Genomic DNA, 24439 nt, shown 5'->3' on the forward strand with positions numbered 1-24439 from the left:
CAAAATGACAGGGACCGGGCCTGGGCCCGGTCATCCGCGTGAACGACAGCAAGGGGCGGTTCGCAACTGACAACGGTTAAATCCAGAAAAATGGGAACGGGGCGATGGGAGGGACGACGATGGGTGGCAGAAAAATTCCAGCTCCGATCCAAGGCCCCGGTACGGGGAACTGGCGGTTCTCGGCCGGATCTACGGCGGCGGGAAACGAGGTGTATCCGGGATCGGCCGCCGGCTCGAAGGAGTCACCGCGAAACTCGGAATCCGTACGGGGGGCAGGCGGCGCCATGTAGTAAAAGGGATTGGACAGCGTTGATTCGGACATGGCATTCCCTCCTTCTTCAGGTTCCCTTTAGCCTATGTCGGGACGGACGCTCGCCGTTCCGGGCCATGGCCCGGATTGCCCGGGGCGGATGACACTCTCAGGTGTCGGTGCGTATCTTGTGGGTGAGCGGTCCTTTCGCGTTCAGGCAGGGATACAGTCGCGCGGGGGGATTGCGGAAAACGGCGCCGATTCGGCGCCTTTTTCATATCCCCAGTCCGGCGCTTAAGCACTCCAGGTCAAGCCTTGATCTTTACGTCGCCAGCCAAGATGTCGCATAATACCTATAACGCGTCACGCCGGAGTCCTGGGCAGCGGGCCCAAGGGTGGCGCCGTCCGGGGGTGAGCGCGGGAACCCGGTGAAAGGAGTGGCGGAGAATGGCAACGGTGGACGAAGTGCGAGAAGCCTTGACCGAGGTGTACGATCCCGAGTTGCAGATCGACATTGTCAACTTGGGTATGGTATATGATATCCAAGTGAACGGGGGGGACGTCCACGTCACCATGACCCTCACGGCGATGGGCTGCCCGATCTTTGATCTGTTGAAGCGACAGATTCAAGAAAGGGTTTCGGAGTTGGACGGCGTGGATAACGTGGACGTAGAGTTGACTTTCGATCCCCCCTGGTCTCCGGACAAGATGTCGGAAGAGGCCAAGCTCGCCATGCGCTACATGTTCTGACCGGTTCTTTCGAACTCTGCTGCGGCCCAGAGCTTGCATTCTGCCTGCGGTGTGGTATTCTGTAAAAGAAAAGGTGACTGTTTCAGTCATGATTTGACGACGATTGGTCGATACGATAGAGGGTAGGGGCACCTTTTTCAGATGAGGAGGACAGGGGCATGGCCAATCAGCCTTGGTTGAAAGTTGAACAATTGCGCGTCTCCGTGGAGGGCACGGAGATTCTCAAGGGTGTGGACCTGGAAGTACGCGGGGGCGAGGTGCATGCCATCATGGGGCCAAATGGCACGGGCAAAAGCACCTTGGCCTCGGCACTGATGGGCCATCCAAAATATGAAGTCACCGCAGGGAGGGCATGGCTAGACGGGGAAGACCTCCTTGCGATGAAAGTTGACGAACGAGCCCGAAAGGGACTGTTCCTCGCGATGCAATACCCCAGTGAGGTTCCGGGGGTGAGCAACGCGAATTTTCTCCGTTTGGCGCTCAACGCCCGAAGGGGGGAGGGCAACGAAATCCCGGTGCTCCGTTTTCACCGGGAATTGCAAAAACAGATGGCCGCTCTGGAGATAGATCCCTCCTTCGCAGAACGTTATTTGAACGAGGGGTTCTCCGGAGGCGAGAAGAAGCGGAACGAGATTCTTCAGATGGCGATGTTAAAGCCCCGAATCGCCATTCTCGATGAAATCGACTCAGGCTTGGACATCGATGCCTTGAAGATTGTGGCGAAAGGGGTCAACGACCTGCGGGGTCCCGAACTGGGCGTGTTGATCATCACCCATTACCAGCGCCTGTTGCAATACATCGTCCCCGACCGGGTTCACGTGATGATGCAAGGGCGGATCGTCCGATCGGGCGGCCGCGAGCTCGCTGAAGAATTGGAAGCCAAAGGATACGATTGGCTCAAACAGGAGCTTGGCATCGAGGACCACACGGTGGCGTCTCAGTCGTGACGGGGGAGGGAATGGCGCAATGACGGTGGGACAGGTGATTCAGATCGACCGGGCCGCAGTGGAGCGGTTGGCCCAGGAGCGGGGAGAACCCGTGTGGCTACGGGACTGGAGGCTGGAGGCGTGGGACCGGTATACCCGGCTTCCGGCGCCAAAGCTGGAACGCAGCGACCTCGGGAAGCGAAGTTTTGAGGAAAAGTGGCGGATAGACGCCGACGTGGACGCTACTCCGCAGTCTGGGAATTCGACATTGGGCGTGGCGGAGGATCAGCTCGCTGAGCCGGACGGTGACGGAAGGGTGGAAGCGGCGGCGATGGCGGTGTTCTCCGGGCCGGGTCATCCCCATATCCATCTTCAGGCGCCCCTGGCTGACCAAGGGGTATACGTGGCGGATTTGTCCACCGCCGCCAGGGAACGGGAAGAGGTGGTGCGCAGGACCCTGGGAAGCCTCGTATCCCCGGAAGAAAACCGCTGGACAGCCCTTCAGAGTGCTTGTTGGAACGCCGGGCTGTTCGTGTACGTCCCCAAAGGGGTGCGGGTGGAGGCGCCGGTCCTTATTTCGTATCGCTGGGCGGACCCGCAAAACCGGATATTCCCCCGGGTCCTGGCTGTGGTGGAAGAGGGGGCTTCCCTCACTCTCGTGGAGACGTGGTCGGGCACAGAGTTGGGGCAGGAGGGCGTCTCCACGGCGGTGGTGGATGAGTACCTCGTGGAAGCAAACGGTGAACTCCGGGTTGCCACGTTGCAAGATTTGCCTCGGGAGGTCACCGGGTTTCTCACCCGGCGGGGCCGGACGGCCCGAGATGCCCGCTTGGATTGGGCCATCGGGGAGATGGGGGAAGCTTATTTAGTAGCCGAGTACGGGACGACCCTGGAGGGCCCCGGCAGCCGGTCCGAGGCAAAGGTGGTGGCCGCAGGCACAGGCCGCCAACATCTCGACCTGACCCTTCACATGGTGCATCGGGGGCGGTTTACGATGAGCGATATTCTGGCCCGGGGGGTGGCCCTGGATCGCTCAGACCTGGTGTTCCGGGCGGTGACAGGCATCGAGAAAGGGGCGGTGGGCACCGACGGCCACCAGGCCGAGGGATTGCTCATGCTCAGCCCCAAGGCCCGGGCCAACGCCATTCCCATGTTGCTCATCGACGAGAACGACGTCAAGGCAGATCACGCCGCCAGCGTCGGGAAGATCAATGCCGAGCAGATGTACTATTTGATGTCCCGGGGAATTCCCGAGGACGAGGCGAAACGGCTCATCGTTCGAGGGTTTTTGGATCCGGTGATCGATCGCTTGCCTTTGGCTGACGTGAAGGGCTGGATGGAACGTCTGGTGGAGAGGAAGATGGCTCGATGAACCTGCGCGACATCCGAGAGGATTTTCCCATTTTATCACAGCCGATGAACGGTAAGCGCCTCGTTTATCTGGATAGCGCGGCCACTTCCCAGAAGCCTCTGCCGGTGATCGAGCGCATCGCCCGGTATTATCGGGAGGAGAACGCCAATGTCCATCGGGGAGTGTACGCCTTGGCCGCCAAGGCCACTGATGCCTACGAAGGCGCCCGGGAAAAAGTGGCTCGGTTCATCGGGGCAGCCTCGGCGGATGAAATCGTCTTTACCCGGGGCACCACCGAAAGTTTGAATCTGGTGGCTTCCAGCCTCGGCGGCCGATTGGTGAGTGAGGGGGACGAGATCGTCATCACCCCAATGGAACATCATAGTAATTTGATCCCCTGGCAGCAATTGGCGATCGCTAATGGGGCGACGTTAAAATATATCCCCTTGCAGAAGGATGGGACCCTGGATCTGGCCGACGTCGAGGAGACGATCACCGACCGGACAAAGATCGTGGCGGTGGCCCATATCTCGAATGTTTTGGGGACCATCAACCCGGTGCGGGAGATCGCCGCCATTGCCCACCGGCACGGGGCGGTGATGGTGGTGGACGGCGCCCAGAGCGTGCCCCACCAACCGGTGGACGTCAAGGAACTGGACTGCGATTTTCTCGCTTTCTCCGGGCACAAAATGTGCGGGCCGACGGGGATTGGCGTGCTGTACGGAAAGCGGCGCTGGCTGTCGGAGATGGAGCCCATTTATTACGGCGGTGAGATGATCGAGGTGGTTGAACGATATCGGTCCACCTGGAAGGAATCGCCTTGGCGCTTTGAGGGCGGGACGCCGAACATCGCCGGGGCTGTGGGCCTTGGGGCGGCGGTGGATTATCTGACGGAGATCGGCATGGACGCGATTCAGGGGCGGGAGCAGGAATTAATTCGCCTGGCCATGGAACGGCTGGAGGAGATTCCTGAACTCGAGATTTACGGCCCCGACGCCGGACACCGGGCGGGGTTGGTGACCTTCAACCTCAAAGGCGTTCACCCTCACGATGTGGCGACGGTGTTGGATGCTGAGGGGGTGGCCATCCGGGCGGGACACCACTGCGCCCAGCCGCTGATGCGGGAGCTCGGGGCAGCGGCAACAGCCCGGGCGAGCTTTTATTTCTATAACACTGAGGAGGACGTCGACGCCCTGGTCGCCGCCCTGATGAAAGCAAAGGAGTTTTTTACCCATGCAGTTGGATGATCTATACCGCCAGGTAATCATGGACCATTACCAGCACCCCAGAAACCGCGGCCAGTTAGAAGGGGACGCGGTGAGTGTCCACCTCCACAACCCTACCTGCGGAGACGACGTCACCCTACAGTTGGCCATGGATGGGGATGTCGTGCGGGATGTGCGGTTCCAGGGGGTCGGCTGCTCAATCAGCATTGCATCGGCGTCGATGATGACCGAGGCGATTCGGGGAAAGAAGCTCGACGATGCCCTCGCTTTATCGGATTCGTTCCACCGCATGATTCGGGGGGAAGAAACCGACTCCGAGGACCTCGGCGACCTGGAGGCGCTTCAAGGGGTATCGAAATTTCCCGCCCGGGTGAAATGCGCGCTATTGGCGTGGAACGCCCTGGAACGGGCGGTGGAAATCGAAAAGAACCGCGGTCGCGGCACGGACGACGGTGACGGGGCGGCCGGATCGTGATGACACGCGCAATCCGATAATATACGGGGAGGGATTGAAATGGCGAAGGTGATCCCGGAGCTTGAGGAGTACCAGTACGGATTTCGCGATCCGGACATCGCGGTGGTCAAGTTTCAAAAGGGCTTGAACCGCAAAGTGGTGGAAGAGCTGTCGATGATGAAAAACGAGCCGGGCTGGATGACCGATTTCCGCCTCCGGTCCCTGGAAATTTTCCTCTCAAAGCCCCTGCCGACCTGGGGTGGCGATCTGTCGGAACTCAATTTTGACGACATCACGTACTATGTAAAACCCACCGAGCGGCAGGGCAAGACCTGGGAGGACGTACCCGAAGAGATCAAAACGACCTTCGACCGCCTGGGCATTCCCGAAGCGGAACGGAAGTTCCTGGCGGGGGTATCCGCCCAGTACGAATCTGAAGTCGTCTATCACAGCATCCAGAAGAATTTGGAGGAGCAGGGTGTCATCTTTACCGACACCGATACTGCCCTGCGGGAGTACCCCGAGCTGTTCAAAGAGTATTTTGCCACGGTGGTGCCCCCTGAGGACAATAAGTTCGCGGCTCTGAATTCTGCGGTGTGGAGCGGCGGAAGCTTTATCTATGTCCCGAAAGGGGTCAAATGCGACGTGCCCCTTCAGGCGTATTTCCGGATTAACTCCGAGAACATGGGGCAGTTCGAGCGGACGTTGATCATCGCCGACGAAGACAGTTTCGTGCACTATGTCGAAGGGTGTACGGCGCCGATCTACAGCACCGATTCCCTGCACAGCGCGGTGGTGGAGATTATCGTGAAGGATCGGGCCCGATGCCGGTACACCACGATTCAGAATTGGGCGCCCAACATCTACAACCTTGTGACCAAGCGGGCGGTGGCCTACGCCGACGCCACGATGGAGTGGGTGGATGGCAACATCGGTTCGAAGCTGACCATGAAGTACCCGGCGGTCTATATGATGGGGCCGCGGGCCAAGGCGACAGTCCTTTCCATCGCGGTGGCGGGCAAGGGGCAGCACCAGGACGCCGGAGCCAAGGTGGTACACGCGGCACCGGACACCACTTCAACGATCATTTCGAAGTCGATCAGCAAACAGGGGGGGAAGACGACCTACCGGGGTTTGGCGCATTTTTCGCCCCAGGCCCGGGGGGCCAAAGCGAACATCAAATGTGACACCCTCATCCTGGATGAAAACTCGACTTCCGATACCGTGCCGGTGAACGAGATTTTGAATGATGATATCACGCTGGAACATGAGGCCACAGTTTCCCGGGTGAGTGAAGAGCAGCTCTTCTACTTGATGAGCCGGGGATTGAGCGAGGAAGAGGCCACCCGGATGATTGTGATGGGCTTCATCGAGCCCTTTACCCGGGAGCTGCCCATGGAGTACGCCGTCGAGATGAACCGGTTGATCAAGTTCGAAATGGAGGGCTCCATCGGCTGATCCGGCGAGGGCCGGAACAGTGCGGTCCCAGGTGCCGACCGCGCCGGCGGGACTGGCGGCGGAGGCCGGGTGTGGAGCTGGGCAAAGGAGTCGAAAAGATGGCGTTGGTGAAAGTCGCATCGGTTGGAGAGTTGGAGCCGGGACAGATGAAGCGGGTGCAGTTGGGGGAGGCGGAGCTGGCCCTGTACCGGGTTGGTGACGAGTATTTTGCCACCGCCGACCTCTGTACCCACGCCACGGCCTCCCTCAGCGAAGGGACGTTGGAAGGATATATTGTACAGTGTCCGAAACACGGCGGGCGGTTCGACGTGCGGACCGGTGCCGCCGTCCACCTCCCGGCTTTCACCCCGGTTCAAACCTACGAGGTGACGATCCGGGATGGGGGGGTCTGGATCGACGACGATGATGTGTGACGAGAACGGGAGGTATCGCCCGTGAAATTATCGAACCGCACCGAGTACGGATTGCGGGCTTTGGTGACGTTGGCGGAGCGCTCCGGCGGAGCTCCCATGTCCACTCGACAAATCGCGGAGATTGAAGGGATTCCCGAGCCGTTTCTCGATCAGATCATGGTGCTGTTGCGCCGGGCGGGGATCGTGAAAAGCGTGCGGGGGGTCAATGGAGGCTTTCTACTGGCCCAATCCCCCGACCAGGTGTCTGTGGGGGAAGTGGTCCGGGTGCTGGAAGGATCTCTCCTTTTGATCGGATGTGTCGACGAGGAGAACGGGGATCTGTGGTGTGAGCGCATCCCCATCTGTCATACCCGGAAGGTGTGGGTGAAACTGAATGAAGGCATCGCCAAGGCCCTGGGGAGTTTGACCCTGGCTGAAGTGGTGGAAACGGATGAGCCGGCTTCAGCGGCCCGGGCCGGAAAGGGCGGATGAGGTCGCAACTACCACCGGGTCAACGGGTGGCCGAGAAGAGGAGGGAGTTGTCCGCCGGGGCACGGGTCCCGAGCGTTTCCCCATGACAAACCCCCTGGACAGAACGCATCTGCCAGGGGGTTTGTCGCGTCCAGGGAGTCTCCTGGTTCGCCCGCTGTGAGGGGCCCGGAGACTTCCGCTCTTGCCTCCGGAACTGGTGTTACCGGTTGAGGATGCCGTGTAAGACGTCGGGCAGTTGGGTCACATCGTCCACAATCCAACGGACGCCCCGTTCTTCAAAAGACGCCCGGGCTTCTTGTCCACTGAGGCCCGTCAGGGTGGCGGCGAATCGGCAGCCGATTTTGCCCGCGGCCAGCCAATCGGCCAAGGAGTCGCCGACGATCAGAATGCGATCCGCCCCGGTCAGGGGCAGGGGGCGCCGTAAAAGCCGCAAAGCGGGTTCGTCCGGAACAATGGCCCGCAGATAGGTGAAAGGATGGGGTTTAGCCAGCGGTGCATACTGAGGAGCGGCGTTCTCCGCTTCCAGCACGTCGTCCGCCGTCACAATCCGGCTGGGTTCAAAGGGGTCGAGCAAGTGGAGCGCCGACAGGGGGATCCGCGTTTCCATCCGCGGCCTTCCGGTCCCCATTCCCAGGAGCAGGTCCCGATCCCTCAGCCATTCCAGGATTTCCCGGATCTCCTCGGCGGGCCGGATTGGAATTTCATCGTACAAAAAGCCCCGTTTCTCCTCGTGGGGCGCCTGTCCATATCGTTCTCGGTAATGATCGGCCCCCAGGTACCACTCCTGGAAAACGTGCATCGTGACCGACCACAGGGCGCTCGTCCGGCCGAACTGATCGGTGGTCACGCCCGTCCACTCCCGGGCCCAGTCGTTTAACGCCCGGAGCAGCCCATGTTGAACTGCGTCGGTGTTCTGAAGGGTGTTCAGAAAGGCGGCAAAATCCGGTTGGAATCCGATGTCCCGCAACCGCCCCCCGATCTCGGGCAGAATTTGGCCGTCGAGGGGGCACTTCAGCCAAGACTCCACCTGGGCCCGGTCGTGGTGAAAAAATTGATGTAACCCCCGCAGGAGCTGGTAAGAGAACGACAGATAGACCATGTCCCAGTTGGAGTTGACACCCTTGCCTTTGAGGGCGTGAAGGATTTCGTCGTTTAAAAAAACCTTTTCGCGAATCGACCGAATCTCTTCTTCCGACGGGGTCGCGGTAAAAGATCCTTCCAAACCGAGGTATCGGGGGCTGTACAAAAGCTCCCACACTGCCAATGCCGATCCGTCAAAATATCGCTCTTCGCTGAGCAAAACGCCGTCTACATCAAAAAGAACCAGTTCGAGCATGCCAACCCCCATCCAGAAACTGACCTGCGGCGCGCCTGTGCGTGATCCTCCGCAGTTGACCTGCCCCGCGGACGGCGCGCCTTCCCACGTCTATAAGAGTACCACGGCCACTCGGGCGGTGCACGGATTTTTTCCTGAATATCTAACGGAGTTGACCGGGTTTAGGGCCGAAGGAAGGCGCCCGGGCGCTGAGGCGGCAGGAATTTGCCCCGGCGTGTGGAAATACTTAATGCGCGGGCGATCTGCCGAGGGGCCGGCGTTCGGTGGGTGAACCCGGGCGCCGGCAACCGAGAAAGTACGAAACGGAGGGCGAAGGATGAGCCAACGAACAAAGGTTCAGTGGACGAAAGAAGAAGGCTATGCGGTCATCACCGTGGACAACCCGCCTCTCAACGTCATGAGTGAACAGGTGGGCAGGGAGCTTGGGGAGTGTGTGGACGAGATTGCCGAAGATCCCGAAGTGGTGGCCGTGATTGTCACCGGCGCGGGAACCCGGGCTTTTATGGCTGGAGCCGATATTAAGGAGTTTCCCCAGCGGATGAAACCCGGGGCCGCCGGAGAGATGTCCCGGCAGCTGCATGACGTGTTGAACCGCTTGGATGACCTGCCAAAACCGACGATTGCCGCCATTCGCGGCTACGCCCTGGGCGGCGGTCTTGAGCTCGCCCTCGCCTGCGACATGCGCATCGCCGGGGAAAGCGCGCAACTCGGGGTTCCTGAGGTGAAATTGGGGCTCTTTCCGGGAGCAGGGGGGACCCAGCGCCTGCCGCGCCTGGTTGGCGAGGCCAAAGCGAAAGAGATGATGTTTACCGGCGATCCTGTCTCTGCCGCCGAAGCTCGACAGATTGGGCTGGTGAACCAGGTGGTGCCGGACGATCAGGTGATGGAAGCCGCAAAAAACCTGGCCAAAACGATCACTCAACGCAGCTTGATGTCCCTTGGCCGGATCAAACGACTGGTCGATCAAGGCCTGGAACAATCCCTAAAAGAAGGTCTCCAGCTCGAGGCGCAACTCTTTGATGAAATTTTTCAGACGGAGGATGTTCGGGAAGGCGTACAGGCATTCCTGGAGAAGCGGGCCCCGAATTTCAAGCACCGCTGACCCACGCCGCGGCCGCCTGGCGGCCGTTTTCACGAATCGCCGGTGAGATCCGGTCCGGCCGCAGGCGGTGCTGATTCCCCCTACGGCCGACCAACCGGCCGGTTCGATTTTTCGGCAATCAGCCGTAGATGCGGCAACTCACATACCCGTAATCCCTGAATAGATCCAGTGGCTGGACGGTCAAAGCGGCCGAGGCCCGGGTGGAGGCGATGAGAAATTCCGCACTGTCCGGGGAGGCGAGAATCTCCTCCGGGGTCAGAAAGGCGGCCTCGGAGATCTCCCGGCCGTCCGGGCGGGGTTCAATGTTCGGATCCATGTCTTTTAAAGTCAGAACGATCAATGTGTCGTGCTTGCCGTTTCGCAACACCCCGGATCGGACGGCGATGATCCCGGTAGCCTCTCCCCTGCAGCCCGTCTCTTCCTGAATCTCCCGGGCAACCGCTTCTTCCAGGGTCTCCCCGCCGTGTACGAACCCCCCGGGCAACGTCCACAGACCTCGTGTGGGCCCGTAAGTCCTTTTGACCACGAGGATCTTGCCCTTTCGCTCCAGACGGCCCGCCACACCGAGCCATACGTCCTGATCCCGTGTTTCCACCCTATCCCCACCTCTTTCCCACTCCTCGGGTCGGTTTGACATTCGCGGCGATCCTTGGCACACTGAAACCGACTTCGGGCGCTCCGGCGCCGCAAAATAGCGAAAAGATGAACCGGAAAGGAAGGCGCCAGGATGATCGCTATGTTGGTGATTTTATCATTGTTGACCCTTGTGGTCACCTTCGGCCTCGGATTTATCATTGACATGTTGACGCCGTGGTGGACGAGCCTCGTCTTGTACGCGGCCTTGGTGGTATACGTCTTGATCCGCACGTCGGGGGTACTCCGGCCTTTTGACTGGACACTGGTCATCATCGGCGCCGTGGGGGCAACGGCTAGCGGCCTTGTGATCCGGACGCTTAGAAGACGGGGTTTCCGTATGTTCGGCTGACGAGGCGATGCGGAGATCACCCATTCCCCAGCTGAAAAAAACCCCCGTCCTGGTTGTCGGGCGGGGGCTGACCTGGAACCCTTAACCTTTGTAGCGCTGCCGGGCTTCGTCGAGGAGACGACCGGCATCTTCAATTCCTCTCCACCCGTCGACCGTCACCTTTTTTCCTTCTAAGTGCTTATACACGGAAAAGAAATGGGCGATCTCATCGAGGATGTGGGGTGGAACGTCTTCGAGGGATTGCACTTGTTTCCACCGGGGGTCGTCCGTAGGCACCCCCAGGAGTTTCTCATCCTTCCCTTTGTCGTCCGTCATCAACAGCACCCCGACCACCCGAGACTCAATGACGCACCCGGGAAAAGTGGGGAAGGTGGTCAGGACCAAGATGTCGAGGGGATCTCCGTCTTCTGCCAATGTCTCTTGTATGTATCCATACTCGGTGGGATAATGCATCGGTGAATAGAGCACCCGGTCCAGGCGGAAGACGCCTTTCTCTTTGTCGTACTCGTACTTGTTCTGGCTGCCCGTGGGAATCTCAATAAATGCATCGACGATCAGCTTCTCCGTGGCCATTGTCCATCCTCCTCTGCTCATTTCACGATTGTATTATACCGTATCCCATCGGTGGCGACAAAAGCACCTGGTTTTGCTCTTTCGAATTGATCGCTGGAGTGAAGCTAGTTTATTACAAAAAATCGACCTTGACAGAGGTTGGTCGGCGGACTATAATATACTATGTAGTGAGAATATTCTTAAAGGAGGGGTCGCATGGTTGATCCGAAGATGAGGTCTGTAGAAAAGCGAGTCGAGGTATCGTATAGTTGGGAAGAGGTGGCATCTTCTCCAGCGTTCAGGCGGTTGATCGAGGGGAAAAAGCGTTTCCTCGTCCCGGCCGTGGTGTTCTTTCTCCTCTATTATTTCCTCCTGCCTTCCTTTGCTGGATGGGCCAAGTCGCTGATGGCCGTTAAAGTCTCCGGAGCGATCAACTTTGGGTACGTGTTTGCGCTGTCGCAGTTCGTCATGGTGTGGGGCCTAGCCTGGCTATACGTGCGCAAAGCGAACCACTTTGACCGGATGGCCGAAGAAGTGGCCCAGGAAGTGAAAGGAGGGGGCGAATGAATTCCGCATTTATCTTGTTTGGCATTATTGTTCTCATTACTTTGGCAATTACGTATTGGGCGTCGCGCAGAACCCGGACAACCTCGGAGTTTTATGCCGCCGGCAGGTCCCTCACGGGGTGGCAGAACGGACTGGCCATCTCTGGGGACTACATGAGCGCAGCGTCGTTTCTCGGGATTTCGGGTATGATCGCGTTAAGTGGCTATGACGGGTTTATGTACTCGGTGGGCTGGCTGGTTGCGTATCTCACTGTGCTCTTGATCGTGGCTGAACCGTTGCGCAATTCTGGTAAATATACCATGGCCGACGTGGTGTCGTTCCGGTTCAGCCCGGCCCCGGTGCGATCAATGGCGGCCCTGAGCACCTTAGTGATCAGTACGTTTTATATGATCGCCCAGATGGTAGGCGCCGGCGGTTTGATTCATTTGCTGCTCGGCCTCGATTACACCATGGCGATCTTGATCATCGGCGTGCTGATGGTCCTGTACGTGGTGTTCGGGGGAATGCTCGCCACCACTTGGGTGCAGATCGTGAAAGCGGTACTGCTCATGGGCGGAACGATTGTCATCAGTTTCCTGGTGCTGATGAATTTTCACTTCAGCGTCGGGGAAATGTTTCAGGCTGTGGTCGACAAGTACGGCCCCTCCTATTTGGAGCCGGGGTTGCGCTTTAAGAATCCCATTGACCAAATTTCTTTGGGTTTAGCGCTGGTCTTGGGGACGGCGGGATTGCCCCACATTCTGATCCGGTTTTATACTGTGCCCACCGCCAAGGAAGCGCGCAAATCGGTAGTGTGGGCCACGGTGATCATCGGGGCGTTCTATCTCATGACCACGTTTCTCGGTTTTGGGGCTGCTGCCTTGGTGGGTAAAAACGAAATTCTCAAGCTGGACAAAGGCGGCAACATGGCGGCGCCACTTTTGGCCCAGCACCTCGGCGGCGACTTCTTGATGGCTTTCATCGCCGCGGTGGCTTTTGCCACGATTCTGGCGGTGGTGGCCGGACTGACCATTGCGGCCTCATCGGCCTTCGCCCATGATTTTTATTCCAACGTCATCCGCCGGGGACAGGCGACGGAAAGTGAGCAGGTTCGGGTGGCGCGGTATACGTCCCTGGTGGTGGGCGTAGCGGCCATTGCCTTGGGTATCTTGGCCCGGAACTGGAATGTGGCGTACATGGTGGCTTTGGCTTTTGCGGTGGCGGCCAGCGCCAATGTGCCGGTGCTCATCTTCTCCCTCTTCTGGAAACGGTTTAACACCGCCGGAGCGGTGACGGGGATGGCCGTGGGACTGATTTCTTCCCTCGTCCTGGTGTTTATCAGCCCGGCGGTGATGGATGCGAAATCGGCCATTTTCCCGCTCCAAAACCCCGGGGTGGTGAGTATTCCCCTGGGATTCTTGGCCGCGTGGTTGGGGACGTACGTGCAGCCTGCTGAAAAAGACTCGCATCGCAGGTTTGCCGAACTGTTTGTACGTTCTCAAACGGGGATCGGTGCAGAATAGAGACCGGCGGTATGAAACGCCGGGGTGACGACTGGGTGGAATTGTCCGAAATCTGAACTTCGGGCCGCGCCGGTGGCGCGGTTTTTTATTCGGGTCTTTTCTTTTGCAGGCGTACAGCGGAACGTGGTACCATGACGGAGAGATGAAAGCGGGAGGAGGAGATGGGTTATTGAGTCGGTGGATGGTGTGGCTATTGGTCATTTCTCTGCCCTTGACGGTGATCGGCGAGTGGTTGCATTGGTCTGAGATCTTGTTGTTTTGGCTGGCATGTCTCGCCATTATTCCCCTGGCCGGACTCATGGGACAGGCGACAGAGAGCATTGCAATTCTTAGTGGGCCTCGCATCGGGGGGCTTTTGAACGCCACCTTTGGGAATGCCGTGGAGCTGATCATCGGCTTTTTTGCGATTCGGCAAGGTCTGGTTCAGGTGGTGCAGGCTTCTCTTACCGGATCTATCCTCGGCAATTTGCTCCTGGTGGCGGGGCTGAGCTTTTTGATCGGAGGCATCCGATATCCCATCCAGACCTTTAACCGCCTGGCCGCGGGGACCAATGCCTCCATGATGCTGATCGGCGTGGTCATCGCTTTGGTCATTCCTGCTATTTTCACCCTACAGCGGCCAGCAATTGGGGTGGAACTGAGCGTTGGAGTGGCGGCCATCACTTGGGTGCTTTACCTGTTAGGTCTATTTTTCAGCCTATTTACCCACCGGAACATTTTTAACTACGCCCAAGATCTACCAGATGAAGAAGCTCCTTGGGGCATGGCGCGGTCCGTCGGGGTGCTGGTGGTCGCCACTTTGGCTGTGGCCTATGAAAGTGAGATATTGGTGGGAACGATTGAGCACGTATCGAAAGCTTTTGGTTGGTCGGACGTGTTTATCGGGGTGATTGTGGTGGCCATCATCGGCAATGCGGCGGAGCACAGTTCCGCTGTATTGATGGCATGGCGGGACCGGATGGATGTGAGCCTGGAGATCGCCATCGGCAGCAGCCTGCAAATTGCAATGTTCGTCGCCCCGCTGTTGGTGTTCACCAGTCTGGCCGTGGGGAATCCGATGACCTTGGTGTTCTCCTGGCCAGAGATCGCGGCCATGGTTCTCGGGGTGGCGTTGATTACCCTCCTCTCCTTGGATGGCAAATCGAATTGGCTGGAGGGGGCAATGGCGCTCGGGGCCTACGTGATTATGGGGATAGGGTTTTATCTGATTTAACAAGGACGGGAACGGGCCCGGAAGAACCCGGACCCTCACGGCGGGCAGAGCTTTTATACATAGCGTGCGTACAGTTGCTGGATGCGCCGGACGTAGGCCTGGGTCTCCTGATACGGAGGGATGCCCCCGTAACGGTCCACGGCTCCGGGCCCGGCGTTGTAGGCGGCCGTCGCCTTCAGCACGTCCCCGCCGTACCGATCCAGAAGGCTTCGCAAGTATTGGGCTCCTCCATCCAGGTTTTGGGCGGGGTCGAGAGGATCGACCCCCAAAGCCCGGGCCGTGCTGGGCATCAGTTGCATCAGCCCCAGGGCACCGGCTGGAGAACGGGCCGCCGGATTGCCGCCGCTCTCGGCCATCATGACCGCCCGGAGCAGGGCCGGATCTAGGCCCCGCCGGGCGGCGACATCCTGGATGAGGGCATCCCAGCGCCCGGTGCTGGGTGGGGCCGGGGATCCGTTCGCCACCGGGGCGGAAGCTACGGTTTCGGATATGGCACCGAACAACATGGGCAAGACCGGCCCGGCCCCGGTGGAAGATCCAGAGGCCGAGAGGGCTTGGATCACGAAGGGCAAAAGGTCCGCGCCAAAACTGTCTCCTTGGCTCAGAGGGCTGCTTGGATCTGAAGAGCCTCCGGCATCTGGCAGAGCCGCCATCCGCTCTGCGGCCCAGATACGCACCAGGTCGAGCCACGCCTTGATCCCCGCGGCGGAACCTTGGGACGGGGCATTGGAGGAAACCGCCTGGGGTGTTGTGGTACTCCCGGCTTCCTTTTGGGGTGCGGACAGAGCTCCAGTCGTCGCCCCAGGGCGCAACCCGAGTGCTTGATCTAGATGATCGCTAAAGGTCGAGCGACTGTGGGCTCCCGTTGGCCGAGCTGTGGTGGAGCCATGCGGCGAGGGAGTGTCGGTCGGGATTCGGGGGGCTCCAGCCAGGCCAATTTCCGACATGAGGTCCATCGCCATCGCTCCTTCCGGAAAGACGGTTTTGCTGGCACAGTCGAACCAGTATTCGTCCGGTGGGGGCGATTCTCCTGCTCGACGCCAGGCCCGTCGCCTCGGCCCTCACCTGGCCTGTCCGAGCGGAATTACTTCAGGCTGAGACCGGTCGTTCTCAGCGGAGAACCACTTGATACCCTTTCTCCTGTAAGGTGCGCTCCACGTGACCGACGTGATCCGGGTCCCGGGTCTCCAGTTCCAATTCCACTTCTGTGAACCCCGGGGGAATCGAGGGGCCCATCCTCCGATGAGACACCGTGAGAACATTGGCCCGAAGTTCCGCGATGACGCTGAGGAGCCCCTGAAGGGCGCCAGGGCGATCCGGGATCACCGTTTGAAGGCGCACATAGCGTCCAGCTTCGGCCAGGCCGTACTGCAGAATGCGGCTCAGCACGGTGCCGTCCACGTTCCCGCCGCTGACCACCGCCGCGACTTTTTTTCCGGCCAAGGGCAGTTTGTGGAACAGGAGCGCGGCGGGGGCGGCGGCACCGGATCCTTCGACCAAGAGTTTGTAGCGTTCGAGCAAAAGCAACATTGTCCTCGCGATTTCCACATCGCTTACGACGATCACGTCGTCCACGTATGCTTGCACCATTCGGAGGGTGAGTCGACCGGGTTTTTTCACGGCAATCCCGTCGGCCAGGGTGTTCGCGGAGTAAAGCCCCACGGGTGTTCCGGCTTTGAGAGAAGCTTTCATGGAAGCGGCGCCCTCCGCCTCCACGCCGTATATTTGAATCGTCGGTTTGATGGATTTGGCCGCCAGGGCAATGCCGGCGATGAGCCCTCCACCGCCTACGGGAACGACAATAGCCTCTAGATCGGGACATTGTTCCAGGATTTCTAAGCCCACCGTTCCCTGACCCGCCACGATGTCGGGGTCGTCAAAGGCGTGAACGAACACCGCTCCAGTTTCCTCCCGGTATTGTTGGGCGAAAGTCTGGGCGGCGTCATAATCCGCGCCGTGCAGGAGCACCCGGGCGCCGTAATCGGTGGTAGCTTTGATCTTGGAAAGAGCGGCACCTTCGGGCATCACCACGGTGCTGGGAATCCCCGCCCGGGCAGCGGCATAGGCTACCCCCTGGGCGTGGTTTCCCGCCGATGCGGCGATTACCCCATGTTTTTTCGCGTCTTCAGACAGACGACGGATTTTGTTGTACGATCCGCGGATTTTGAAGGATCCAGTCTTTTGGAGATTTTCAAGCTTCAGCCACACCTCGCACCCTGCCAGACGGCTAAAGGTGTGTGTCAGATGCAGCGGCGTCTTCCGGGCGATGTCCCCAAGGGTTTGCCGGGCCTCCTGGATGTCGGACAAGCTGAGCATTCGAACCCCTCCCAGCGAGAAAATCAACCTTTTTCCTATTGCCGCTCACTGCTGTCTATGTTATAATGCTCGCCAAGTAGAAGGCTGATGGCGATGCAGGAGAGAGTAGGCGTCGAGAACCCACAGGGAGGGAGCGCCTGAGACTGGAAGCGTTCCCGGGGAAACGCCGCTGAAGTTCACTCCTGGGCCGTCCGGGGGAAAGGCCCGTGGGGCCGAGTAGTTCGGACCGGAGCGTCCTCGTTATTGGACGGCGTCCTTTTTTTGGGGCGCGTGAGTGGACGGCGACTGTGCCGTCAACTAGGGTGGTACCGCGGAGCCGTGCTTCGCCCCTTGGGGTGCGGCTCCTTTTTCATTTTATCAAAGTTGCGGCGAAGGTTCAGCATGACCCAGGGTGGAAGGAGTGAAGGAGATGGCCGGAATCATCGGATCCCGGGCGCGGCCCGCCATTATGGGCATTGAGCCTTACGTACCGGGGAAACCGATTGAAGAGGTCCAGCGAGAGTTTGGCTTGAAAGATGTGGTGAAGCTGGCGTCCAACGAGAACCCCCTCGGGCCGTCTCCGAAGGTTCAGGAAGTGCTGGTTAAGGCTGCAGCCAATCTACACCGCTACCCGGACGGAGGAGCCGTGATATTGCGCCGGGCCCTCGCCGAGTACCACGGGGTGCCTGAGGCGGGGGTCCTTGTGGGCAACGGTTCAGATGAGCTGATTAAGTTGATTGCAGAGTCCTTTGTAGAGCCCGGGGATGAAGTCATCGTGCCGTCGCCGTCCTTTTCGGAGTATTGGTTCGCCACCCAGGTGATGGCAGGCAGGACGGTTCCGGTTTCCCTCGACGAAAGCTTTCAGTACGATCCCGAACGCATTCTCAAGGCGGTGACGCCGAGGACCAAGCTGATGTATTTGTGCACGCCGAACAACCCGACGGGCACGTACATTCCGGAGAAAGCTTTGACGGATTTGGTTCGCCGGGTTCCGGAGCACGTGCTGGTGGTCCTCGATGAGGCGTACCACGAGTACGTCGAGGCGGAAGATTACGGTCGGGGGTTGCCTCTCATTCGGGAAGGGGCCCATGTGGTGGTCCTCCGCACTTTTAGCAAGTTGTACGCCTTGGCGGCCCTGCGTGTGGGATACGCCCTGGCCGATCCGGACGTTATCCAGTTGATCAATCGGGTGCGGGAACCTTTCAACGTCAATGCCGTGGCTCAGGCGGCGGCGGTTGCGGCCCTCGGGGATGAGGAGCACCGCCGGAAAAGCTTCGAAGTCAACCGGGCGGGGAAGCGGCAGTTGTATGAAGGGCTGGAAGCTCTGGGATGCCGATGTGTTCCCACCGAGGCGAATTTCATCCTCGTTGAGGTCCCGCATTCGTCCACCGCGGTGTTTGAAGGCCTTCTGCGGCGGGGAGTGATCGTCCGGGACGGGGCAGCCTTCGGGTTGCCGCGGTATCTGCGGATTAGCATTGGAACCGAGGCGGAAAACGCCCGGCTTCTGGAAGAGATGGCCGAAGTTTTTCGGACTTGGGACGCCCGCCCGGCGGGGTTGGCGGATTAAACCGAAGATCGCGAGGAGGGTACTGGCGATGAAAGGAGAAACCATGGAACAGCTGCGGACGCAGTTGGACGAGATCAATATGGACCTGCTGCGGCTCCTCAGTCGGCGGGCGGACATCGTGCAGCGGATTGGTCGGGTGAAACAGGCCCAAGGAGTTCAGCGGTTTGATCCGTTGCGGGAAAAGGAGATGTTGGACCGCATTGTGGCGGCCAACCCCGGTCCCTTCGACGACAGCACCATTCGGCACTTGTTTAAACAGATTTTCCAAGCGTCCCTGCAATTGCAGGAAGAAGAGAAGATGCACTTGTTGGTAAGCCGGAAGCGCCGGGCGGAAGACACCGTGGTGGAAGTCAAGGGTGTCCGCATCGGCGACGGCCACCCCATCGTGGTGGCGGGGCCCTGTTCCGTGGAGACCCGGGAGCAGATGGAGACGGTGGGCCAGGGCCTGCGGGCTCAGGGTATTGTCGTGATTCGGGGCGGAGCCTACAAGCCCCGGACGTCCCCGTATGATTTTCAGGGACTCGGCCGTGAAGGGTTGGTGATGTTGCGGGAAACTGCCGACAAGTACGGCATGGTGGCGGTCAGCGAGATCGTCAATCCGGCTGACATTGAGATGGCCACGCAATATGTGGACATCATCCAGATCGGGGCTCGTAATATGCAGAATTTCGAGCTCTTGAAGGCGGCGGGGTCCGTGCGGACGCCAGTTCTGCTCAAGCGGGGGCTTTCCGCGACCATCGAGGAGCTGTTGTTTGCGGCGGAGTACATCATGTCCCGGGGGAACGATCAGATCATTCTTTGCGAGAGGGGCATTCGCACCTATGAAAAGGCGACCCGCAATACCCTGGATATTTCGGCGGTGCCGATCCTGAAGCAGGAAAGTCATCTGCCGGTCTTTGTCGATATCAGTCATTCCACCGGCCGGAAGGACATTATGATACCTGTGGCTAAGGCAGCACTGGCGGCGGGGGCGGACGGAATCATGGTGGAAGTGCATCCCGAGCCCAGTGTAGCGTTATCGGATGCGAAACAGCAGATCAATCTCGAACAGTTCGGCCAGCTCATGGACGCCCTGCGGGAAGCGAGGTACCTTCCGCCTGTCGCCGAAAGGGTGGCAACGCGCTGAGGCTTGCCTCCCCGGGTGAGAATCGGGGGACGGCATCGTCCCGGGGAGAAAAAAGGGCCGCTTTGGCCGGTGCCCACCGGCCAAGGCGGCTCTTACTTATGTATAAAATGGCGTTCCCATCAAAGCTCTGCGGAGAGTGATGCGGTTCCGGTTTTCGATTTCCACCCGGCGGGGGATGGGGGGAAAAGCGTCCGGGGCATCGATAAAGCGGTCCGGCAGGAGATCCGGAGAATAAGGGCTCCAGCGCTCCAACCACAGGTCCGGAATCACTTCTGGAATGGGTTGATGGGAGAGTTCCGCCCAGAGCAACGTCCAAGCCCGGGGTACGACTCGCCAAATTTCGTATCCTCCTCCACCCACCGCCACCCAGCGTCCATCGCATGCCTCGTGGGCGAGTTGATGGACCAATTTCGGAATCTCTCGATAGAGGCGGGTGGTGGCCGAAAGGTGGGTCAAGGGGTCGAGGTGATGTCCATCGCAGCCGTTCTGACTGATGATAATATCGGGCTCAAAGCGGCTGATCAGAATCGGAAGAGCTTGGTGAAGCAGTTCGAGCCAGGAGTCATCCTCGGTGAACGGCTCCAAGGGCACGTTGACCGAATAGCCGTATCCAGCCCCGGTACCCCGTTCATGAATATCTCCAGTTCCTGGATAGAGATATTTTCCGGTTTCGTGAAAAGAGATGGTGAGAACGCCCGGGTCGTCATAAAACAGCCACTGCACCCCGTCTCCGTGATGGGCATCCGTGTCGATATAAGCCACTCGGGCGTCGAATTCCTTTCTTAGCCATGCGATGGCCACGCCGATGTCATTGTACACACAAAACCCAGACGCCATATGGCGCTGGGCGTGGTGAAGGCCGCCAGCCAGACTGAAGGCGTGCTCAGCCTTGCCCTCCATCACCAGTCGCGCTGCCATGAGCGTCCCCCCGGTGATCAAAGCGGATGCTTCGTGCATATCCGGAAAAATTGGAGTATCCTCGGTGCCCAGGCCGAAGGATTCCCAGGACGGTTCTCCCCCACCCGGCGGCACGGGTGGTTCGTCGCCCTGTCCTGCTCGTTTCACGGCCTCTATGTAATGCCGGTCGTGAACCAATGCCAGTTCCTCCTCGGTGGCCGGTTGAGGGGCTCGAACGTGTTCCGGGCGCAGGAGTCCCGATTCCTGCATGAGATCCCAGGTCATGCGCAGGCGCAGGGGATCGAAGGGATGCTCGGGGCCGAATCGATAGCGGAGAACTTCCGGACTGTAGACGATGACGGCGCGGTCTTTCATTCTCCCCGGCCCCCGTCGGAAAAAGGTCCCAGCACCCGATGTCCCGCAGCTTTGATGTCGTCGATGATGCGCCGGGGATCCATCGTTTGTACCCGGAGCACGAGATGGCGGGTATCGGGAGTTTTCCCGGGAAATATCAGGACCGAAGAGGCATTGATCCGCCTGGCCCGAAGAATGTCGGCCACATCGGCGAGCCCGCCCGGGCGATTGGGCAGTTCCACCTCGATGCGGCTGGAGGGTTCCAACACGCCCATCATGCCGAGCAGGGTGTGCAAAATGTCCCTTTCCGTAAGAATGCCCACGACGCGGTCCTGATCGAGAACCGGAAGGCAGCTCACTTTTCGACGATACATTTCGGCGGCGGCGTCTTCGATAAAATTCCAGGGCTCTACGGTGACGACGTCTCGCTTCATACAGTGTTCAATGCGAAGGCCCTGAACTTTTGCTTCCCAATCCGGGTCGAGAACGGAAGGGCAAACGTCCCGCATGTCCCGGTCGGACACGATGCCGACGAGTCGCTCGTTTTCTACAACCGGAAGGTGGCGGATGCGCCGAAGCCGTGTGAGTTGCAAGGCATCGGTCAGGGCCGTTTCCGGGGTGACCGTCACGACGTTCCGGGTCATGATCTGCTCGACAAGCATCGAACATCTCTCCTTATTGGGGTGGCAGGGTAAAGCGCAGGCGGTGAAATCTTTCTACCGACTCCGGGGGCACCCGATTCCCGATCCGCGCCATGAGCATATTGGCGGGATGGGCCGCAATCTCTGGATCATCGGTGGGGTAGACCTCCATGCCGGCGCTCCCCATGACTTTCTTCATCACGTCTCGATACTCCCAGATGTCTAAACCGGTTTCTTCTAAATCCCAATGCCAGTAGTATTCAGTGGAAATGACGATGTAGTTTTCCATAGCTGGGTCCCGGAAGGCCACTTCAAGGAGGGCTTTGGCCAATCCGGAGTGGCGATAAGGGGCGGCGACTTCCACGGCGCCCAACTCCAACAAATCGCCCATATTCCCCTCTGCCCATCGTTCCAAAGGATCAGGGTAAAGAAACGTGACATAGCCCACGACGAGTTGGGATCGGCGGGCCGCGATGATCCGGCCTTCAGGCAGTTCGGCAATCCGAATCAAAGCTTGTTGCTGGCGATCCGCCGGGCGAAAAGCTTTGAGCCCCTGGTGAAATACTAAGGATCGAAGCGTCGGCGCCGGCACTGGACCTTCGACGATGAGATCGCCTTCTTCTCCGGGGATCACTTTGCTGTGATACTGCTTCGATTGATGAGGATCAACCGCACCGCCGGTGCGGTTCTGGGACTCGGCCATCGGGGGACCTCCATCGTCGTCGGACTTTGTCGCCATTATACTTGAACCGCTAAAGGAGCTAAAGGGGGCCAAAAGAAGGAACCGAAAACATTCTATGAAAAGACGACAATGTTTCGAGTTGCGACTGAGAAATACCTCGTGCTAAAATTAACATTGTGTGGATTAATGCTTGATTTTTGCTGAATTGGGGGAGAGCGGCATGGATAAACCTTTGGATCACAACGAACGCATCCCGGTAGTTAAAGGTAATTTTAATCTCAAAGACTACGAAGAAGCCCGGCGCACATTTCGATGGGAAGACGTAGAACCCCGGTTCACGTGGCACCGGACGGGAAAGGTGAATGCTGCTTACGAATGCATCGATCGCCACGTCGACGAGGGACGAGGCGACAAAGTGGCGCTTTTGTACAGTGATGCCCAGCGAAACGAATCCTACACCTTTCGCCAGCTGAGGGATTTGTCCAACCGGTTTGGCAATGCCCTCCGAAAGCTTGGGGTTAAAAAGGGCGATCGGGTGTTTATTTTCATGTCGCGAAGCCCTGAGCTCTATGTGGCTTTTCTCGGGGCATTGAAGGTGGGGGCGATTGTCGGTCCGCTGTTCGAGGCCTTTATGGAAGCGGCGGTTCGGGATCGCCTGCAGGACAGTCAGGCAAAAGTGGTGGTTACGAACGAACGTTTAAAAGGTCGGATTCCGATTCAAGATCTGTCTCACCTCGAGCACGTGGTGGTGCAAGGACTCACGGGGACCCCGGGTCCCAAGGAGCAATCGTTTGAAGCGCTGATGGAGGAGGCTTCCCAGGAACTGGCCATCGAGTGGGTGGACCGGGAGGACGGGTTAGTTCTTCACTATACGTCCGGTTCCACGGGTAAACCAAAGGGTGTGCTCCACGTCCATAATGCGATGATTCAACACTATATCACGGGACTGTGGGTTCTCGATCTGCACCCCGAGGACATCTATTGGTGTACGGCGGACCCTGGGTGGGTGACCGGAACCTCGTATGGGATTTTCGCCCCGTGGCTCAACGGCGTGACCAACGTGGTGCGAGGGGGTCGGTTCAGTCAAGAAGATTGGTATAAAACTCTTCAAGATCATCGGGTGACTGTGTGGTACACGGCCCCCACCGCTTTGCGCATGCTCATGGGAGCGGGGGAGGAGTTGGTCCGGCAGTATGATCTGTCGTCGGTGCGTCACATTCTGTCTGTGGGTGAGCCGCTGAACCCCGAGGTCGTCAGGTGGGGATTGAAGGTCTATGGCCGCCGGATTCACGACACCTGGTGGATGACCGAAACGGGGGCTCAATTGATCTGTAACTATCCGTGCATGGATATAAAGCCGGGATCGATGGGCAAACCGTTTCCGGGAATCGACGCGGCCATTGTGGATGACGAAGGTCGGGAACTCCCTCCGTACCAGATGGGGAACTTGGCCATTCGCCGGGGATGGCCCTCCATGATGCGGGCGATCTGGAATAACCCGGCGAAGTATCAGGAGTATTTTCGCTTAGAAGGCTGGTACATCTCGGGGGATTCGGCTTACCGGGATGAAGACGGATATTTTTGGTTCCAGGGGCGGGTCGACGATGTGATCAACACCTCCGGGGAGCGGGTCGGTCCCTTTGAAGTAGAGAGCAAATTGGTGGAACACCCTGCGGTGGCGGAAGCCGGGGTGATCGGGAAACCCGATCCTGTGCGGGGTGAGATCATCAAGGCGTTTATCGCGCTGCGCCAGGGATATGAGCCCTCCGAGGAACTCAAGCAGGAAATCCGGGACTTTGTGAAAAATGGCCTGGCTGCTCACGCGGCGCCGAGGGAAATCGAGTTCCGGGACAAACTTCCCAAGACCCGGAGCGGAAAGATCATGCGCCGGGTGCTGAAGGCGTGGGAGCTGGGTCTGCCCACCGGAGACCTCTCGACGATGGAAGACTGATTGGGGAATGCCGCCGTTGTAACAAGACGCAGAGGGCCGGGATCCATGCCCGGCCTTCTGCGTCTTTTTTCTTTATCCAGCTCCACAGGCATTGCTATCGTGAGATCCTTCGATGCATCACGTCAGGTCTGGCATCTCGTTGTCGTCGGGATTCTTGCGGTCGGAAAAAGCCGGGTTTTCATCCCGGAATCGGGAAACCACGCGTTGCCCTTCCTCCCAAGGGGTGGATTTTCCTAGTGTAAACTCCTGATTATCCGCCATTCCGTAAGGGCCTTCCGGAAACTCTTCAGGCATGATGTCGTGCCGCCATCCCGTTGCGGGCGTAAACCTCTGCCTTTTCTTTCCCGGCCAAAACCTCACCGCCGGCCCC

Annotated in this window: 26 protein-coding genes; 16 read left to right on the forward strand and 10 right to left on the reverse strand. The window is 59.1% G+C overall.

Going from position 1 to position 24439, the window contains the following annotated elements; translation table 11 throughout:
• Positions 1-76 precede the first annotated feature (76 nt).
• The gene (locus CVV65_RS04265) at positions 77-322 is read right to left on the reverse strand and encodes a hypothetical protein (protein ID WP_100667089.1); all 246 of its coding nucleotides are present in this window, start codon (positions 320-322) and stop codon (positions 77-79) included.
• 375 nt (positions 323-697) lie between these two features.
• Between CVV65_RS04265 and CVV65_RS04270 the strand changes: the two genes are divergently transcribed.
• From CVV65_RS04270 to CVV65_RS04305, 8 genes are all read left to right on the forward strand, one after another.
• Positions 698-1000 carry a metal-sulfur cluster assembly factor gene (locus tag CVV65_RS04270; protein ID WP_100667090.1) on the forward strand — a complete coding sequence of 101 codons (303 nt, stop codon included), beginning with the start codon at positions 698-700 and terminating at the stop codon, positions 998-1000.
• A 158-nt stretch (positions 1001-1158) separates the two neighbouring features.
• Positions 1159-1947 (forward strand): Fe-S cluster assembly ATPase SufC, encoded by a 789-nt coding sequence (gene sufC / locus CVV65_RS04275; protein WP_100667091.1) that lies wholly within the window; start codon positions 1159-1161, stop codon positions 1945-1947.
• 19 nt (positions 1948-1966) lie between these two features.
• On the forward strand, positions 1967-3298 hold the full coding sequence (sufD, locus tag CVV65_RS04280; protein WP_100667092.1) for a Fe-S cluster assembly protein SufD: 1332 nt from the start codon (positions 1967-1969) through the stop codon (positions 3296-3298).
• Entirely contained in the window at positions 3295-4524 is a 1230-nt protein-coding gene (locus CVV65_RS04285; RefSeq protein ID WP_100667093.1) for a cysteine desulfurase, read from the forward strand. The genes sufD and CVV65_RS04285 overlap by 4 nt, the downstream gene beginning before the upstream one ends.
• On the forward strand, positions 4511-4978 hold the full coding sequence (gene sufU / locus CVV65_RS04290; protein ID WP_100667094.1) for a Fe-S cluster assembly sulfur transfer protein SufU: 468 nt from the start codon (positions 4511-4513) through the stop codon (positions 4976-4978). Before CVV65_RS04285 ends, sufU begins: the two co-directional genes overlap by 14 nt.
• 39 nt (positions 4979-5017) lie before the next feature.
• Positions 5018-6415 carry a Fe-S cluster assembly protein SufB gene (sufB, locus tag CVV65_RS04295; RefSeq protein WP_100667095.1) on the forward strand — a complete coding sequence of 466 codons (1398 nt, stop codon included), beginning with the start codon at positions 5018-5020 and terminating at the stop codon, positions 6413-6415.
• A gap of 98 nt (positions 6416-6513) precedes the next feature.
• Positions 6514-6828: a non-heme iron oxygenase ferredoxin subunit gene (locus CVV65_RS04300; protein WP_100669172.1), complete on the forward strand. Its 315-nt coding sequence runs from the start codon at positions 6514-6516 to the stop codon at positions 6826-6828.
• A 21-nt stretch (positions 6829-6849) separates the two neighbouring features.
• Positions 6850-7299 (forward strand): RrF2 family transcriptional regulator, encoded by a 450-nt coding sequence (locus CVV65_RS04305; protein WP_100667096.1) that lies wholly within the window; start codon positions 6850-6852, stop codon positions 7297-7299.
• Positions 7300-7498: 199 nt separating this feature from the next.
• Here CVV65_RS04305 and CVV65_RS04310 read toward each other — a convergent pair whose 3' ends face one another.
• On the reverse strand, positions 7499-8635 hold the full coding sequence (locus CVV65_RS04310) for an HAD family hydrolase (protein WP_100667097.1): 1137 nt from the start codon (positions 8633-8635) through the stop codon (positions 7499-7501).
• Between the two features lie 316 nt (positions 8636-8951).
• Between CVV65_RS04310 and CVV65_RS04315 the strand changes: the two genes are divergently transcribed.
• A complete protein-coding gene (locus tag CVV65_RS04315; protein WP_100667098.1) occupies positions 8952-9737 on the forward strand; it encodes an enoyl-CoA hydratase in 786 nt (261 codons plus the stop codon).
• A 118-nt stretch (positions 9738-9855) separates the two neighbouring features.
• Here CVV65_RS04315 and CVV65_RS04320 read toward each other — a convergent pair whose 3' ends face one another.
• The gene (locus tag CVV65_RS04320) at positions 9856-10332 is read right to left on the reverse strand and encodes an NUDIX hydrolase (RefSeq protein ID WP_157935374.1); all 477 of its coding nucleotides are present in this window, start codon (positions 10330-10332) and stop codon (positions 9856-9858) included.
• Positions 10333-10464: 132 nt separating this feature from the next.
• On the opposite strand from CVV65_RS04320, the gene CVV65_RS04325 reads away from it, so the two are divergent.
• Positions 10465-10722, forward strand: coding sequence for a YuiB family protein (locus CVV65_RS04325; RefSeq protein ID WP_100667100.1), 258 nt, complete (start codon positions 10465-10467; stop codon positions 10720-10722).
• Positions 10723-10803: 81 nt separating this feature from the next.
• Here the strand turns inward: CVV65_RS04325 and CVV65_RS04330 are convergent, their stop codons facing one another.
• Positions 10804-11295, reverse strand: coding sequence for an inorganic diphosphatase (locus CVV65_RS04330; protein ID WP_013074642.1), 492 nt, complete (start codon positions 11293-11295; stop codon positions 10804-10806).
• A 195-nt stretch (positions 11296-11490) separates the two neighbouring features.
• Here CVV65_RS04330 and CVV65_RS04335 point away from each other — a divergent pair, with 195 nt between their 5' ends.
• The 3 genes from CVV65_RS04335 to cax all read left to right on the forward strand — a co-directional run bounded on the left by CVV65_RS04335 (position 11491) and on the right by cax (position 14556).
• On the forward strand, positions 11491-11841 hold the full coding sequence (locus CVV65_RS04335) for a DUF485 domain-containing protein (RefSeq protein WP_100667101.1): 351 nt from the start codon (positions 11491-11493) through the stop codon (positions 11839-11841).
• Positions 11838-13343, forward strand: coding sequence for a solute symporter family protein (locus CVV65_RS04340; RefSeq protein WP_100667102.1), 1506 nt, complete (start codon positions 11838-11840; stop codon positions 13341-13343). The genes CVV65_RS04335 and CVV65_RS04340 overlap by 4 nt, the downstream gene beginning before the upstream one ends.
• A gap of 169 nt (positions 13344-13512) precedes the next feature.
• Positions 13513-14556 carry a calcium/proton exchanger gene (cax, locus tag CVV65_RS04345; protein ID WP_100667103.1) on the forward strand — a complete coding sequence of 348 codons (1044 nt, stop codon included), beginning with the start codon at positions 13513-13515 and terminating at the stop codon, positions 14554-14556.
• 53 nt (positions 14557-14609) lie between these two features.
• On the opposite strand, the gene CVV65_RS17395 is transcribed toward cax, so the two are convergent.
• Complete coding sequence (locus CVV65_RS17395) at positions 14610-15512, reverse strand: lytic transglycosylase domain-containing protein (RefSeq protein ID WP_407928388.1); 903 nt, start codon at positions 15510-15512, stop codon at positions 14610-14612.
• A 154-nt stretch (positions 15513-15666) separates the two neighbouring features.
• Positions 15667-16872: a threonine ammonia-lyase gene (gene ilvA, locus CVV65_RS04355; RefSeq protein WP_100667104.1), complete on the reverse strand. Its 1206-nt coding sequence runs from the start codon at positions 16870-16872 to the stop codon at positions 15667-15669.
• Positions 16873-17281: 409 nt separating this feature from the next.
• Between ilvA and hisC the strand changes: the two genes are divergently transcribed.
• On the forward strand, positions 17282-18418 hold the full coding sequence (hisC, locus tag CVV65_RS04360) for a histidinol-phosphate transaminase (RefSeq protein ID WP_100667105.1): 1137 nt from the start codon (positions 17282-17284) through the stop codon (positions 18416-18418).
• 28 nt (positions 18419-18446) lie between these two features.
• Positions 18447-19544: a bifunctional 3-deoxy-7-phosphoheptulonate synthase/chorismate mutase gene (locus tag CVV65_RS04365; RefSeq protein WP_100667106.1), complete on the forward strand. Its 1098-nt coding sequence runs from the start codon at positions 18447-18449 to the stop codon at positions 19542-19544.
• Positions 19545-19640: 96 nt separating this feature from the next.
• Here CVV65_RS04365 and CVV65_RS04370 read toward each other — a convergent pair whose 3' ends face one another.
• From CVV65_RS04370 to CVV65_RS04380, 3 genes are read right to left on the reverse strand one after another with little or no spacing between them, the layout of a single operon-like run.
• Entirely contained in the window at positions 19641-20816 is a 1176-nt protein-coding gene (locus CVV65_RS04370; protein ID WP_100667107.1) for an acetoin utilization protein AcuC, read from the reverse strand.
• Positions 20813-21457, reverse strand: a complete 645-nt coding sequence (locus CVV65_RS04375) for an acetoin utilization AcuB family protein (protein ID WP_100667108.1) — start codon at positions 21455-21457, stop codon at positions 20813-20815. Before CVV65_RS04375 ends, CVV65_RS04370 begins: the two co-directional genes overlap by 4 nt.
• Positions 21458-21470: 13 nt before the next feature.
• A complete protein-coding gene (locus CVV65_RS04380) occupies positions 21471-22139 on the reverse strand; it encodes a GNAT family N-acetyltransferase (RefSeq protein ID WP_100667109.1) in 669 nt (222 codons plus the stop codon).
• 199 nt (positions 22140-22338) lie between these two features.
• Between CVV65_RS04380 and acsA the strand changes: the two genes are divergently transcribed.
• Entirely contained in the window at positions 22339-24069 is a 1731-nt protein-coding gene (acsA, locus tag CVV65_RS04385; RefSeq protein ID WP_100667110.1) for an acetate--CoA ligase, read from the forward strand.
• 117 nt (positions 24070-24186) lie between these two features.
• On the opposite strand, the gene CVV65_RS04390 is transcribed toward acsA, so the two are convergent.
• Positions 24187-24429: a hypothetical protein gene (locus CVV65_RS04390; protein ID WP_133121217.1), complete on the reverse strand. Its 243-nt coding sequence runs from the start codon at positions 24427-24429 to the stop codon at positions 24187-24189.
• Positions 24430-24439 lie beyond the last annotated feature (10 nt).

Source organism: Kyrpidia spormannii (assembly GCF_002804065.1).
GTDB lineage: Bacteria > Bacillota > Bacilli > Kyrpidiales > Kyrpidiaceae > Kyrpidia > Kyrpidia spormannii.